12 protein-coding genes are annotated in these 15425 nt (G+C 66.4%); 6 read left to right on the top strand and 6 right to left on the bottom strand.

What is annotated here, in order from left to right; translation table 11 throughout:
• Positions 1 to 58 precede the first annotated feature (58 nt).
• Positions 59 to 1039, bottom strand: a complete 981-nt coding sequence (locus D472_RS0123055) for an ABC transporter permease (protein ID WP_017606804.1) — start codon at positions 1037 to 1039, stop codon at positions 59 to 61.
• A gap of 604 nt (positions 1040 to 1643) precedes the next feature.
• Entirely contained in the window at positions 1644 to 3350 is a 1707-nt protein-coding gene (locus tag D472_RS0123050; protein ID WP_017606803.1) for a glycosyltransferase, read from the bottom strand.
• A gap of 637 nt (positions 3351 to 3987) precedes the next feature.
• Here D472_RS0123050 and D472_RS0123045 point away from each other — a divergent pair.
• Entirely contained in the window at positions 3988 to 4467 is a 480-nt protein-coding gene (locus tag D472_RS0123045; RefSeq protein ID WP_239643031.1) for an ATP-binding protein, read from the top strand.
• 54 nt (positions 4468 to 4521) lie between these two features.
• Here D472_RS0123045 and D472_RS0123040 read toward each other — a convergent pair whose 3' ends face one another.
• From D472_RS0123040 to cmtR, 3 genes are all read right to left on the bottom strand, one after another.
• Entirely contained in the window at positions 4522 to 4758 is a 237-nt protein-coding gene (locus tag D472_RS0123040; protein WP_026117993.1) for a hypothetical protein, read from the bottom strand.
• A 378-nt stretch (positions 4759 to 5136) separates the two neighbouring features.
• The gene (locus D472_RS0123035; protein WP_083903560.1) at positions 5137 to 8424 is read right to left on the bottom strand and encodes an efflux RND transporter permease subunit; all 3288 of its coding nucleotides are present in this window, start codon (positions 8422 to 8424) and stop codon (positions 5137 to 5139) included.
• Positions 8425 to 9215: 791 nt separating this feature from the next.
• A complete protein-coding gene (gene cmtR, locus D472_RS0123030) occupies positions 9216 to 9557 on the bottom strand; it encodes a Cd(II)/Pb(II)-sensing metalloregulatory transcriptional regulator CmtR (protein ID WP_026117992.1) in 342 nt (113 codons plus the stop codon).
• A 97-nt stretch (positions 9558 to 9654) separates the two neighbouring features.
• Between cmtR and D472_RS0123025 the strand changes: the two genes are divergently transcribed.
• From D472_RS0123025 to D472_RS0123005, 5 genes are all read left to right on the top strand, one after another.
• Positions 9655 to 10566 carry a cation diffusion facilitator family transporter gene (locus tag D472_RS0123025; RefSeq protein ID WP_017606798.1) on the top strand — a complete coding sequence of 304 codons (912 nt, stop codon included), beginning with the start codon at positions 9655 to 9657 and terminating at the stop codon, positions 10564 to 10566.
• Between the two features lie 81 nt (positions 10567 to 10647).
• Positions 10648 to 12090, top strand: a complete 1443-nt coding sequence (locus tag D472_RS0123020; RefSeq protein WP_017606797.1) for a TrkH family potassium uptake protein — start codon at positions 10648 to 10650, stop codon at positions 12088 to 12090.
• Between the two features lie 40 nt (positions 12091 to 12130).
• A complete protein-coding gene (locus tag D472_RS0123015) occupies positions 12131 to 12811 on the top strand; it encodes a potassium channel family protein (RefSeq protein WP_017606796.1) in 681 nt (226 codons plus the stop codon).
• 86 nt (positions 12812 to 12897) lie between these two features.
• Entirely contained in the window at positions 12898 to 13881 is a 984-nt protein-coding gene (locus tag D472_RS0123010; RefSeq protein ID WP_026117991.1) for a metal ABC transporter substrate-binding protein, read from the top strand.
• A 368-nt stretch (positions 13882 to 14249) separates the two neighbouring features.
• Complete coding sequence (locus D472_RS0123005; RefSeq protein ID WP_017606794.1) at positions 14250 to 14483, top strand: DUF397 domain-containing protein; 234 nt, start codon at positions 14250 to 14252, stop codon at positions 14481 to 14483.
• A 288-nt stretch (positions 14484 to 14771) separates the two neighbouring features.
• Here D472_RS0123005 and D472_RS0123000 read toward each other — a convergent pair.
• A partial coding sequence (locus tag D472_RS0123000) for a DUF5753 domain-containing protein (protein WP_017606793.1) occupies positions 14772 to 15425 on the bottom strand: 654 nt, incomplete at its 5' end.

The following is a 15425-nucleotide window of genomic DNA, read 5'->3' as shown; positions in this document are numbered from 1 at the left end:
GCGGGGGCACCCTTGTGGGGCGCGCGGACGCTGTTCTGGTCGGTACGGCGGGTCATCGTCACACCCTCACTCGGGGGTCGAGCCAGGCGTAGAGGATGTCCGAGAGGAACGACGCCGCCATGATGGTGATGGCCATGAACCAGGAGACCGCGGCGACCACGTGGACGTCCTGTCGGGAGATGGAGTCGATGAGCCAGGCGCCCATGCCGTGCCACCCGTAGATCTTCTCGGTGAAGGTGGAGCCGGAGACCAAGGCACCGAAGGTGAACGTGAAGTAGGTGATGGTCGGAATCAGCGCGGTGCGCAGCGCGTGCTTGAACAGCGCCCGGCGCCGCGTGAGCCCCTTGGCCATGGCGGTGCGTACGAAGTCCGCGTTCAAAACGTCCAGCATCATGTTGCGCTGGTAACGGGCGAAGGCCGCGAACAGGGCCAGAGCGAGCACCAGGGTCGGCAGGATCGCGTGGTGGACGCGATTGAGGAGCGTCTCCCAGGCGTTGCCCTGGAAGCCCGCCGAATACTCGCCGACGTACTTGAGGAGGGTGAACCCGAGCCCGTCGTTGATCGCCACGGCCAGGACCTGGATGACGATCGCGATGACGACGGTGGGGATCGACAGCACGAAGAAGGAGGCACCGGTGGCCGCCTTGTCGAAGGCGCGGTACTGGCGCACCGCGGCGTAGGCGCCGATGGCGATGCCCAACGCGCTGCCCAGGATGGTGGCCACGGTGATGAGTCGGAGGGTGACCCCGGCCTTCATCCACATCTGCGCGGAAACGTCGCCGCCCTGGATGTTCTTGCCGAAGTCACCGGTGAGGACGCCCTTGATCCAGGTGACGTAGCGCTCGGCGAGGGGCGTCTGGTCGTTCAGGTTGAGGCTGTCCAACTGGGCGTTGACGACCTCTGGCGGAGGCGGTGGCTGCATCTGTTCGAAGTACACACGCGGCTGCAGGTTGGTGGCCGCGAGGAGGTACGCGAAACTCGTCGCCAGAAAGATCAGGACGACGTAGTTCAGCAGCCGCCTGGCCAGGAACTTGCCCAAAACTATCTCCGAACCTCACACCGAGCCCGGCGCTTGATCTGTGGTCGTGTGACGCCGAACACGGGGAGTGACTCGAAGTGGGCATGGGTTCACTCGCGCCCGAACGTTAGTCCGGCTAAGCGCTCGTGTTCTCCCACCATCACGAGGATTACTCTCTGTGACAGACGAAACACATTTCTTTCCCGTTTCACGATCTGTGACCGGAATGTCAAGAGTCTGCGGGATCACTAGACACTTGCTGGTAACCAGCGCATCAAGAAAGGGCAACGGTGCTAATTATGTGGCAAATTTCTATTCGATTGCCAATCCTTGCGCACATCGCACACGTTTGATTACTTTTAGTGTATATACACCCGCTGAGCTGGCTGAACACGGAAAACACGGGCCCGCATTTGTAAACGCCGTTTACACCACGACCCCCTTCGGTCTGAAACACGAACCGCCCCCAGAACCCGGTCGGCGCACGGAAAACAGCCCCCTCCACCGCTCGAGTACTTCCGGAATTCCTTACGGGCAAATACACAGCGTCACGAAAGGGCGCGTTGAACGTGTCTTGGGCGCCCCAGGCCGATCACCGGCTTCGCTCCCCACCGAGCACACGAAGTCAACCCTGGCTAACGACCACCGTTGACCCCGACTTGCCTGAAGGAACCTCAGAACCCACCCCCGCCCGCACCGATACCGATGACATGGCCGAGGCCGAAGGTTGGATGGCGGGCACCAGAGGAGCCACGGAGCCGGTTCGGACCACGCCCCACCAGGTGCCGAGGGCCCTCGCCGCGTCTGAGGTCACCGACAACGCCGTCCAGGCCAGGGGACCCACCAAGGCCGTGCCATGTCGGCGACGCCAGGAGGCCAGATGCGGAACCGTTAGAGCGGCACCGGCCACCAGAGCGGCACGCCCCCAGGAACGCCCAGACGAACCGGGGCCGTCCGAAGCATCCTTCGACGCGGCCTCCCGAGGAGCCCGTCCCCTCGAGGTCAAAGGCCTGGAGAACGAACCCTTGGAGGTGGAGCGCTTTGGGACAGCGCCCCCGCTTCCGTCTCGTGCCCACGCCAAGGCCCCACCCAGGGCCACACTCGCCAGCACCGGCCACCAGGTCGTTCGCCCGGTCCGCAGGGTCAAACGCACCGTGTGCGCCAGCTCCCCGAGCGCGGGCCGCACCGCGCCCACCGGCGGGACCCCGGCCCCCTCGTGGAGTCTGCGGGCCCGAACCGCGACCTCGGCCGCGCCCGCCGCCAGGCCCGACCATGGGCGCCCCGAGACCACCAACGCCACGGCCGCCAAGGAGGAGAACCCCACCTGCGGACCGGCCGCGCCTCGGCCGTGTCGCCGGGCCAACGGTGCGGCGCTCGCACCAGTCATGAAACGCCCACCGAGGTAGGCGCCCAACCGTCCGTCCATGGGCACCCGCACCCGGGAGCGTGGTTCGTAGCGCACCGACCGCCCCGTCTCCACCAGGGACCACACCAGGTCCAGCTCGGCGGCCGACCCCAGGGAGGCGTCCAACCGGGCGGATCCTCGACGCACCACCAAGGCGCGCGGCGGTTCCAGGGGATCGACCGGGAGCTCACCGGCCGGGGAGAGCCGTCCCGAATCATGGCTCCGGTGGCCCCAGGGCAGGACCGGGACGGGGTCGGTGCCCCGATCGGTGCGTAGGGCGTGCAAGGCGGCGATCACCATGCCCCAGTGCCCCCGATGTCGCCGCGCGGCCAGGGTGCGAGGGATCACGGCGGCGACGTCGGGATCGGCGAAGTGGCCCAGGGCGATGTCCAGCCAGCCGGGCTCGGGCTCGGAACCGACGTCCAAGAAGACGACGAACTCGGCGTCACAGGCCCGCAGCCCCAGAGTCCGGGCCTTGGCGCCCTTGGTGGGACCGTTCACCAAGCGGGCACCCAGGTCGCGAGCCGCACGGGCGGCCGACCCGGTGGCGCCGACCACGACCGAGCGCACCTGGGGGCACTCCTGGTGGATCCGCCTCAACGTCAGGGTGACCTGGTCCTCGTCGATCCCTCCGTCGGTGCCGACCAGGACGATCTGCACGTCGGCGCCCGGCACCGTGGGTTCGGGGCGAGGATGTGCCAGACCGGCATCCACCAGGACTCGAGCCAACACACGTTCACGGTGGTGGTCCGGTCGGGCACCGCTGAGCCGGCGGATCACCGAACTGACGTCCTCGGGAATCAGCCGTAGGGCACGTAGGGGCGCTGATCCGCCGACGAGGACGTGTCCCTCATCGGCCAGTCGGACGGCACGGTCGATCTCGACACCGAGGCCTAGGGGCAGCTGATCGGGGGTTGGCGAAGCCATGACCCATACCTTGTCCTGTGATGGGGACCACGCGCAAGAGTGAACGAACAGGCAAAATTCACGCCATCTTAATCAAATCGTTATCAAGACCCTAGGATCCCCTGAGGCACGAAACTTCGCCGTGATCCGGCCGCTACCGAAGGCCTCGACCCACTTCACCACCTCTTTATCCAGTTCAGGCAGGGTTACCCTGTGCGGAGCAGGCCGGTCGGGTTTCCAGAAAGGCACGGAGCGTATGCTGAGCGCGAACAGGCCCTTCAATGGCGTAGGGCGCACGTCACACCGAATATGACCATGCTCTACGGCCTGTTCCCAGGCCTCACCACCGTCCAACGTGAAGCCTCGCGGCTTCACCCACACCACATGTCGCCGCCCTCTCATCACGCTCCAGGCGTCACAGGGCGACTCCCCTCTCTGCCCCAGGGGGCTCCGCCCCATGTGTCCACCACGCGCCGTGACCCACCTCGGGCATGGACGCTCAGAGGGCCAGGCTTGCGATCAGCCCTGCCCGCGCACACACGTCCCCGGGGAGTGAACCCACATGTGTGAGACCGCCACCCCTCGCTCCGCGCCCTTCGTGAACCCGCACCAGACGACCTCGCCCCACTTCCATCGTCCCCAATGCCTTGCGGATCCCATGGCAGAGTCCAGCAATGACCGCCGCGTCACCGACGACCGAAACGACGACCGAGGCGCTGCCGATCACAGGCCGACGCGCCGCCGCTTCCCCGGTCTGCCCAGTCAAATCTCCTACGCGCGCAGATTCGTGGAACGCCAACTGGCCGCTTCCCCGGAAGTGATCACGGCGACCCTGCTGACCAGCGAGCTCGCCACCAACGCGATCAGACACAGCGCTTCGGGCTGCGAGAGCGGCAAATTCGAGGTGTGCGTGGAACACAAGCGCGGGTGGGCCCGCGTGGAGGTCCGCGACCTGGGAAGCACGACGGAAGCGCCACAGCCCCAGCAGCGAGACCCCTACGACACGGCCGAGAACGGCCGGGGCCTGGATCTGGTCGAGGCGCTCGCCAGCAAGTGGGGAACCGAACCACGACGTGACGGCCGGGGCCGACAGGTGTGGTTCGAGCTGGAGTGGGACGAGGAACAGGACCCTTCCTGAGGGCGGAGTGATCCCCGCACTTCCCACCCCGGCCATCGCCGTTCCGCGAACCCACTACGGGGTGGTGCTGGACTCCTCGGGCTCGGAGGCGGTGGAATCGGCCTGAGCACCGGCGGGTTCGGGAGTGGAGGCCGACGAGGCCGCGGGGGCGACGCCGTTCGCGGCGGGGTCGGTGGCGGGGAGCCGGAAGCGCTCGTACAACCGGCGAGCGTAGTCCTTGGCCTCCTGGGAGGGCTCGTCACCGAGCTCCTCGCGCATCAGGTTTTCGAGGTTCTTCTTCGCGTCGTCCATGGTGGAAGCCTGCCTGGAGTGCACGGATAGCACAAATCGACATCCCGGTGACGGAGAGGGAGCGTCCGCGATCCCCTATTTCGCAGTGCTTCCCGGCGAATCTCCCACCCTGGGCCCGGGAATGTCATGACACTTCCGGTGGCGCCGGCTCCACCACCTCACCGGCCCTTCCGTCTTCCGCCCCTCGAAGACCTCCGGTGCGAGGGCCCCTGGCAGAACCGAGCAGGGCGAAGGTGGTCGAAGGAGTCCAAGCAAGGACAGGGGCCGCCTGACCCAGGGAAGATCAAGGGTTTCTTGGATGAGGAGACCCATACGAAAAACCCCAAGGGCGCCACGCACATCGTGTGCGAGGCGCCCTTGGGGCTCAGGGCCGGGGCGTCAGCGCCGGTCTCGTCCGGCGTGCTCCTCTGCGTCCGCACCGAGTTCGGGGCCTTGGGCGGACCCGTCCTCGGAACGTTCGCCCTCGGACTTGTTCCCAGGGCCCGAGTCGCCCTCGGCGGTGCTCGCCTCGTCCGCGACCCTCGGCCCGGCCTTCTCCCGGCGCTTGGCGCGGCGTCGCTCGTAACGAACCCGTGCCTTGGCCTCGCGCTTCATCCGGCGCACCTCCACCAGCTGGTAGAGGACCGGAATCAGGATCAGGGTCAACAGCGTGGAGGTGATCAGACCACCGATCACCACCAGGGCGACCGGAGCCGACACGAACGCACCGCCACCGGCCAGGCCCGTGGCCATCGGGACGAGTGCGGCGATGGTGCCGACCGCGGTCATCAGGATGGGCCGCAGGCGGTGCCGGGAACCCTCCACGATGGCCTCTCCCAGCTCCATGCCCTTGGCGCGATTCTGGTTGATCAGGTCCATCAGGACGATGGCGTTGGTGATGACGATGCCGATGAGCATCAGCATGCCGATCAAAGCGGCGGCACCGACCGGGGTACCGGTCAGCATCAGCAGACCAAGCGAACCCGTGGCGGCGAACGGAACCGAGATGAGCAGCATGAGCGGCTGCATCAGGCTCTTGAACGTCGCGACCATGATCAGATAGCAGATGACGATGGCGGCGAGCAGGGCCAGGCCCAGTTGGGCGAAGCCCTCGCTCTGCTCCTGGCTGACACCCCCCAGGCCGGCGGCGGCTCCCGAGGGCAGGTCGAGGCGGTCCAAGGCCTCGGTGATCTCAACGCTGACCGCGCCCAGGTCGGAGGCGCTCGGGCTGGCCGACACCACGGTGCTGGTGACCCCGTCGATACGGGTCAGCTCCGGCGGCTGCTGAACCTCGGTGACCTCGGCGACCTCGGAAAGTTCGATCTCCTGCCCGGTGGGGGTGGCGATCGGCAACTCCTCCAGTTCGGCCACGGTCTGTGGCGCGTCCTGGACCAGGACGACCACGTCCCGACGGATGTCGTCGATGGTGGCCTTGCCGACGTTGCGGCCGTTGAAGGCTGCGGCGACGGTCTGACCGACCGTGGCCTCGCTCAACCCGTGCTCGACGGCCTCCTCTGCGTCCACGCGCACTTCGAGCGAGGGCTGCGATTCGGTGATGTCACTGGTGACGTCGTCGGCGCCATCGATGGCGCGCAACTCCTCCTCGACCATCCCTGCGGCCTCGGCCAGGGTGGCCTGGTCCTCGGCGGTCACCCGGACCTCGATGCCCGATCCGCCCATGCCGCCCATGGCGTCCAAACGCGGCTCGTACTCGGTGTCGATCTCGGCGAAGGTCTCGCGCAGTACGTCACGGTTGCGCAACTGGTCGGTCTCGGGATCGGCGGTGATCGTGTAGTCGATCTGGTCGCCGCCACCACCCATCATCGGATTACCACCGATGTTGACCTGGTAGGTGTCGATCCAGGCCATCCCGGCGAGCGCCTCCTCGACCTTGGCGGCCTCGGCGTCGGCGGCTTCCAAGGAGGTACCCGGGTCGAGTTCCTGGACGGCGACGTAGGTGTTCTCTTCGGACTCACCGAGCCAGTCGGTCTCGGAGACGGCGGCCATGGCCATGGTGCCGACGAAGATCAACAGGGACGCGGCCAAGGTGACCACTGTGGCGGTCTTGCGCTTGGTGGTGACCCAGCGAATGATCGGAAGGTAGGCGCGCTGCAACGGGGTGCGCTTCTCGCGCTCGTGCGCCCTGCGCTCGAGCTCCTCACGCGGGGTGTCCCCGACCTCGGCGGGGCGCAGGAACCAGTAGCACAGGACCGGGGTGATGGTCAGTGCCACGAACAGCGAACCACCCAGGGCCAGGCTGCTGGTCACCGCGAAGGGCATGAAGATCTCGCCGACCACTCCGCCGACGAACGCCAAGGGCAGGAACACGGCGATGGTGGCCAAGGACGAGGAGGCCACGGCCGTGGCGACCTCGCGGACACCGTCCTTGACGGCCGTCATCCGCTCCTTGCCGTAGTCCATGTGCCTACGGATGTTCTCCAGGACGACGATGGAGTCGTCCACCACCCGGCCGATCGCGATGGTGATCGCGGCCAGGGTGAGCATGTTCAGGGTGAAACCGAAGGCCTGCATGCCGATGAAGGCCACCAGGACCGACACCGGAATGGACACCGACACCACCAGGGTGGAACGGATGGAGAGCATGAAGACCAGGATCACGATGACCGCGGCGGCCAGACCGTAGCCGCCGGCCTCGAACATGTCGGTGATCGAGTCGTTGATGAAGGGTGCCTGGTCGAAGACGACGGCGAGCTCGACGTCGTCACCGAGCAGTTCGGACTGCTCGTCGATGACGTTCTGGACACCTTCGGAGATCTCGACGGTGTTGCCATCGGGGGTGGCCATGATCATCAGGGCGATGCTGGGGTTGCCGTCCAGGCGGGCGATGGAGGTGGCGTCCTCGGTCACCAGGTCGACCTCGGCGACCTCGGCGATCCGCACCGGGGAGGGCGCGGGGGCCGGCGGGGCGCCGGGCATGGCGGCCGAGGGGTCGGCACCGGCCGATGGCCGTACCCACAGGTCCTCGATCTCTTCGAGGCTGGTGTGCTGATCGCCGGTGGTGACGCTGAGGCTGCGCCCGTCCTCGTCGATGGTTCCACCGGCCATGAGCAGGCCGCTGGACTCCAGGGCCTCGGACAGGTCCTGGATGCTCACGCCCGCGTCGGCGAGTTCGTCCTCGTCGGGGGTGACCTCGACCCGTTCGGAGGGCAGACCGGTCAGGTTGGCCGAACGTACGCCGGCCACCGATTCGAGTTCGGGGATGAGCACGTTCTCGATGGTGGAGGCCATCGCCTGCTCGTCGTCGTTCTCGGAGCTGGCGGCCAGCAGCATCACCGGCATCATGTCCATGCTCATGGCCATGACCGAGGTGTCGGCGTCCTCGGGCAGCATTCCGGCGATCTGGTCGACGGCGACCTGGGTCTCACGAACGAGGGCGTCCTGGTCGCGGCCGTAGTCGAACTCGGCCATGATCTGCGCCGAGCCGGTGCTGGAGGTGGAGGTGATCGTGTCGACGCCCTCCACGCCTTGAAGGGCCTGCTCCAGGGGTTCGGTGACCTGCCCTTCGACGACCTGAGGGGTCGCGCCCTGGTACTGGGCGGAGACCATCACCATCGGCAGGGACATCTCGGGGAAGAGTTCGCGCTTGGCCGAGAGCGCGGAGATGACACCGAAGAGCAGCACGGCCAGGGTGATGAGGAGGACCAGCGCTCGGTTTCCGAGCGACATGACCGAAAGGCGGTTCACGCGTTCATCCCTTCCGCGTGGGGGGCGATGGACCCGGGCGAGGGTCGTGCGCCGAGTGCCGTAAAGGCCGGTCTGGACATGAGAAGTGCTCGCTCCTAGCTCTGCCGGTCGTGGGCCGACCTGACGGAAGGGACGCGTTCGTCCTCGAGCGCGTGCTCCGTGGCCGCGGGCCGATCCGCGAGTGTCTGGGCGGGATCCGAATTTTCGTCCGGGTGGACATGTGTTCGTGAACGGGCGCACGTGACCATCACGGACGAACGTGCGTTCGTCCGGGGCGGGCCCAGCGATCGGCCCGTTCATGCGCCCCATCGGTGAGCCCCGCATCCGCCGGGTGCATGACTCACCATACGTCGCGTTATATCGGAAGTCTGGCGGGTCTCGGTAACTTCAGGGAACTCTCAGGGAGATATAAGCCTTCGGTCAGGGACCACCCCGACGAAAGTTAGGGACACATTCCGCAGGACCAAGATTCCCCCACTCGGAGTGGGGTTTCACACCTGAGCAGAGCGACTCGCCCATGTAGCGGACATCACAGTGGCCGATTCCGGCCTTCCAAAAACGGACACGCACCGTAGGCACTCCATGCGTTCGCAGGGGTGCCTGGAGTGAGCGCATGGGCCTCCCCCTGGCGCGCGCTCCCCGTCCACCCCGACACCGACGAGGCGTAGCCTTCGACCCGCCCTTCAGCCAAAGGGGGACGCGGAATCGAGCGAGACGGAAGCAGGCGCACCACCCAAGACGGGAGGGTCGAACACTCAGCGCGCCACGGTGACTCAGACGGCCTCGGCCCGCTCCTCCGTGGGAGAGAGCGCCTCGTGCGGCTGGGTGGTGCCCCAGACGACGCCGAGCAGATCCTCCAAGGCGTGGGCGAGGGAGGCGTCGACGAGTTCGTAACTGACCTGGCGCCCTCGGGCGTGTGTGCTCACCAGGCCACAGTCGCGCAAACAGGCGAGGTGGTTGGAGACGTTCTGCCTCGTGAGTCCGAGCCTGTCGGCCAACCCCGCGGGGTAGTCGGGCCCCTCCAAGAGGGCCAGTAACAGGCGACACCGGGTGGGGTCGGACAGGGCGCGCCCCAAACGCTGGATGGCGGAGAGGCGCTGCTCGGAGGTCAACATGAAAACCATTGTACACCGTTTGCTGTATCGACAGTGTAGGCTGTATACACAGTGGTGACTGAACTATTCGGTGTGCAAACCCGAGGACAGGGGGGCAATGGGCGTCGGACACGACCACGGACCGATCACGGCCGGGGCCGCCAACAGGCGCAGACTCACCGTGGTCCTGGGCATGATGCTCACCGTCGCGCTCGTCCAGGTCATCGGAGCCAAACTCAGCGGCAGCATCGCCCTGCTCGCCGATGCCGGGCACACCGTCACCGACTCCCTCGGGGTCGCCCTCGCCCTGGTCGCCGTGTGGATCGCCGCGCGCCCCGCCACCAGCGAACGCACCTTCGGTCTCCAGCGCGCCGAAATCCTCGCCGCCGCCGTCAACGCGATCGTCCTGTTCGTCCTGTGCGCCTTCATCGTGATGGAGGCCGTCGATCGGTTCCGCGAACCCGCCGAGGTCTCCGGCGTGGGCATGGTCATGGTCGCCGGATTCGGCCTGGTGATGAACGTGGTCGCCCTGTTCGTCCTCAAGTCCGGCGCCGAGGAGAGCCTCAACGTCAAGGGCGCCTACCTGGAGGTGTTGAGCGACGCGCTGGCCTCGGTCGGTGTGATCATCGGCGGCTTGCTCGTGCTGTTCCTCGGATGGCGACAGGCCGACACCCTGGTCTCCCTGGGTATCGCCGCGATCATCGTGCCTCGTGCCTGGTCCCTGTTGAGGGAAGCCGTGCACATCCTGTTGGAGGCCACCCCCAAGGGCATGGACCTGAACGAACTACGCGCCCACCTGATGGACCACCCCGCCGTGCTCGACGTGCACGACCTGCACGTGTGGACCATCACCTCCGGGGTGCCGGTGATGTCCGCGCACGTGGTGGTGGCCGAGGAAGACCTGCGCGACACCGGCAGGATGCTCGACGAACTGCACGCCTGCATGGCCGGCCACTTCGACGTGGACCATTCGACGCTGCAACTGGAACCTCCGGGCCACGCCGACCACGAGGGGGCACGACACCCCTAGGGAGTGTTGGCCGGTGTTCGCCCGTTACGGCCCCACGACACGGCTCCTCCCAGGAAGGTGGGTTAGGAGTAGGGTCTGTCCGTGAGCAGGAAGAGCCCGGGCCCCGTACGCCGATGGTGGAGACGTCTCCCCTGGGCGATACGCAGACACAGCGGGGGTTTCGCCGCCCAGGCCCCCGATCTCACCCATCGGGAACCCAAGGCGTGGCGCAGGCCCGCCAGGGTCTTCCTCACCGTCTTCTTGACGGTGGACCTGGTGGGCACCTTGCTTCTCATGCTCCCCTTCGCCACCACCGACGGCCAGGGTCTGGATCCGGTCCCGGCCCTGTTCACCTCCACCACCGCCCTGGCCGTGTGCGGGCTGAGCGTGATCTCCATCGGCCAGGACCTGAGCACGTACGGTCAGGTGGTCGTCCTGACACTGATGCAGGTCGGTGGTATGGGCATCATGACCCTGACGGCGCTGCTCGGGAGTGCCCTGGTCCACCGCTTCGGTCTACGTATGCGCCTGAGCGTGCAGGCGGAGACCCGAACCCTGGACATCGGTGACGTCTCCGGGGTGGTGGGCCGGGTCACCATCATCTTCGCGGTGGTGCAAGGCGCGGTCTTCGCGATCATCACGCCTCGTCTATGGCTCCACTACGACATGACGTTGGGGGAAGCCGCCTACTCCGGACTCTTCCACGCGGTCTCCTCCTTCAACAACGCCGGGCTCTCGCTGTACGACGACAGCATGGCCGGGTTCTCCGGGGACACCATGATCCTCTTGCCCATCAGCGTGGCCGTCATCTTGGGGGGCATCGGTTTTCCGGTACTCATCGAGGTGTGGCGCGGGCTACGCGAGGGCGATCGTTGGTCCCTGCACACTCGCCTCACCATCACCACGAGCATCATGCTTTTGCTGTTCGGCACCTTTCTCATCACGCTCATGGAGTGGAACAACCCGGCCACACTGGGCGGCTTGCACTGGTCGGCCAAGCTCACCGACGGTGTGTTCCACGGCGTGATGCCGCGCAGCGGAGGCCTCAACGTCGTCCCCACGGGCGAGATGATGGACTCCACCCTGCTGTTCACCATCATGCTGATGTTCGTGGGCGGCGGCAGCGCCGGAACCGCCGGAGGCATCAAGGTCGCGACGTTGGCGGTGCTCTTCCTGGTCGTGCTGTCCGAGGTCCGCGGGCACACTCGGGTGCACACCTTCGACCGCACCCTGCCCCCCGAGGTGATCCGCCAGGCCCTGAGCCTGGTCTTCCTCTCGGCCACGGTCGTGGCCTTCAGCACCCTGCTCGTACTGCGCACCACCACGTTCGAGTTCATCCACGTGCTGTTCGAGGTGGTCTCCGCGGTCGGTGTGGTCGGCCTGTCCACCGGTATCACCCCGCACCTTCCGGACTGGATCCAGGTGTTGTTGGCCGTGCTCATGGTCGCGGGCCGTATCGGACCCATCACGTTCGTGGCGGCCTTGGCGTTTCGTAGCCGGCACCGGCACTACACCTTCGCCGAGGCTCGCCCCATCATCGGCTGAGACCCACCCGCCGCATCGTTCACCCACGTAAGGAGGGGCCTTGCCCCAGATCGACCGACGCAACGATGACAAACGCATCCTCATCATCGGCCTGGGCCGCTTCGGTGGTTCCCTGGCCCTGGAACTGGTCCGGCGCGGCTGGGAGGTCCTGGGCATGGACTCCAGTCCGCGTCTGGTGCAGAGCTACGCCGAAGCCCTCACCCACACCGTCATCGCGGACTCCACCGACGAGGACGCCCTGCAACAGATCGGGGCCCATCAGTTCAGCCTGGCCGTGGTGGCCATCGGCTCCCACCTGGAGGAGAGCATCCTGACCACCTCGCTCCTAGTGGACATGGGGGTGAGAAGCATCTGGGCCAAGGCGACCAGCCGCAGACACGGCCGGATCCTGGAGCAGGTCGGCGCGCACCACGTGGTCCTCCCCGAACACGACATGGGTGAACGGGTGGCGCACCTGGTCTCGGGGCGGATGCTGGACTACGTCGAGTTGGAGGAGGGGTTCGCTTTGGGCAAGACCAAGGCACCCCAGGAAATGATCGGCAAGAGCCTGCGAGAGACCCGTATTCGCCAGCGGTTCGGCATCACCGTGGTTTCGGTGAAGCAGGTGGGAGCCTCCTTCACCTACGCCACTCAGGACACCGTGCTGCACAAGGGGGACCTGATCGTGGTGGTCGGTCGGACCGACGACGTGGAACGGTTCGCCGAAAGTCAACGCCCCTGAGTCCTCCAGGGCGACCGGGAGCATGACCAAGAGGTGGCAAAGCGGGCAAATTGACAATCGTTTTCATTTTCATGATGATGTTGTCCATGCGAACCAGGATCACCGCAGGAACCGCCGCACTCGGTGCCGTCACGCTCATGCTCGCCACAGCGTGCGGAAACGACGAAGGATCCGCCGACAACGGCGATAGCTCCGCCACCGCCCTCACCATCGCCACCGGGATCTACCCCCTGGAATGGCTGGCCACCCAGATCGGCGGCCAGAGCACCGAGGTCATCCAGCTGACCGAACCCGGCGCCGAGCCGCACGACCTGGAGCTCACCGGGCGCCAGATCGCCCAGGTCAGTGAAGCCGACCTGGTGTTCTACGTGGAAGGTCTGCAACCCGCCGTGGACGAGGCCGCCGCACAGGAGGCGGCGGACGCCTCACTGAACGTCGCCGACGTCATCTCCCTGCGCCCCGTCGACGACGGTGGGGAGGAGCACGACCACGACCACGACCACGAGGACGAGCACGGTGACGCGGACGGACACGGCCACGACCACGGTGACCACGACCCCCACTTCTGGCTGGACCTGGACCTGATGGGTCAGACCGCCGAGGCCCTCGCCGAACGGATGGGTGAGATCGACCCGCAGGGCGCCGAACACTACCGGGAGGAGGCCGAGCGGGTCGTCGGCGAACTGGACGCCCTCAGCCAGGAGTACGAGCAGGGCCTGGCCTCCTGCGAGCAGCGCGAGGTGGTCGTGGGCCACACCGCCTTCACGTACCTGACCGACCGTTACGACCTGGAGCAGATCGGCCTCAGCGGGGTCGACCCGGAGACCGAACCCTCCCCCGCGCAGATCGCCGCCATCGCCGACGTCGTCAACGAGCACGACATCACGACGATCTTCACCGAACCCCTGATGCCCACGGCCACCGCGGAAACCATCGCGGCCGAAACCGGAGCGCGGGTGGAGGTGCTCGACCCGCTGGAAGGCGTGACCGACGACTCCCCCGGTGACGACTACCCGTCCATCATGCGTGGCAACCTGGAGACCCTCAGGACCGCCCTCGTTTGCGAGTAGGCCGCGCGCCCTCCCACCACGAAGAACCGAGCCCGAACCCGAATCCGGCGGACCTCGTCGACACCTCCGCCGACGGGAGCCGCCGGGTTCAACGCAAGGGACGGAGTCCGTTTCAGACCAAAGTCCCCAAAACACCGAAGGTCGCTCTCATCGAGGGCGACCTACCGCTTTGACCAGGGATGATACGAGAATCAGCCGTCTCCAAGAACACATCCCGATCACATGGCGCTCACATCCCGCCAAACCTCCGGACAAGTGGCGGAGCTCACGCTATGCTCATGAGAGTGCTGATGCGAATGCACGTGCATTCGTGAGTGCATTAGCACGCACATTCCCCTCAGTGACGAAATCAAGGAGCGACAGCGACCATGACCGCACACAACGGCATCCGCGCCACCGAGCTGACCGAAGCCTCTTGGCAGAAGGCCAAGCGCAGCAACTCACAAGGCGCCTGCGTCGAGATGGCCCGCCTCAACGACGGCTCGATCGCCGTTCGTAACTCGCGTTTCCCCTCAGGCCCGGCCCTGGTCTACACCCAGGAGGAGATCGACTGCCTCATCATGGGCGCGAAGGATGGCGACTTCGACAATCTGCTCAGCTGAACGTCTTCACCTGCGTGATGCGGCGGTGGGGCCCACCTTGGGGAGGTGCGCCCGGTGTCCCGGTAGGCCTTTCCTGCCCTCTCCCGGGTCAGCCGTGCGTCGATCGCCGACCAATGGCAGAGGGCTCCGTCTCGTGCGGAGCCTTCTGGCACCTTCAGGTTCCTGCCCTGCCCCTCCGGCCGGCTTGCCGGGGGCGTCCTGTCGGCGGGGACACCGTGTTCCCGCAGAGGAACGGTTCCGGGGAAAAGCGTCGGATTCGAGGTGGTCGACCGACCGGCTCGGGTGCGCTCAATCCTCGTCCAAGTCCTCGATCATGCCCTTGAGCATCGAGACCGTCTCATCAGGGGTCGCGGCCGAGACGCTGAGCTTGGTCATCGCCTTGGTGTAGGCCTCCACCGTGGCCGGCTTGTCCACGATGCTGCCATCGGTGAGGTGCTCCAGGTACAGCACGTCGGAGAGTTCGAAGTCGGAGAAGCGCAGCAGGGTGAAGGATCCGGCCTCCGCGGCGTGCGCACCCACCTCGAACGGGATGATCTGCAGGGTGATGTTGTTGCGATTCTCGCAGATGTCGATCAGGTGCCTGAGTTGGCCACGCATGATCTCCTTACCGCGTTCCTTGCCTCCGATGGGCCTGCGCACCGCGGCCTCGTCGAGGATGATCCACATCCTCTTGCCACCGCGCAAGTGTTCCTGTCTCTTGAGTCTGGCCTGAATCCGCTGCTCGGAGATATCGTCGGTGGCGACCCCACCCGAGATGATCTCGCGGGCGTACTCCTCGGTCTGCAGCAGCCCTGGAACGAACTGGGACTCATAGATACGGATGTGGTCGGCCGCCTCCTCGAAGCCCACATAGCGGGTGAACCACTTGTGGAGGGCGTCGCCATACTCCTTCCACCAACCCAGGGCGATTTCAAAGTTGATCGCCTGCTCAAGACCCCAAGT

Source organism: Nocardiopsis alkaliphila YIM 80379 (genome assembly GCF_000341005.1).
GTDB classification, from domain to species: Bacteria; Actinomycetota; Actinomycetes; order Streptosporangiales; family Streptosporangiaceae; genus Nocardiopsis; species Nocardiopsis alkaliphila.
Note: the sequence above shows the minus strand (reverse complement) of the source record. Positions and strands in the feature narration are given on the sequence as shown.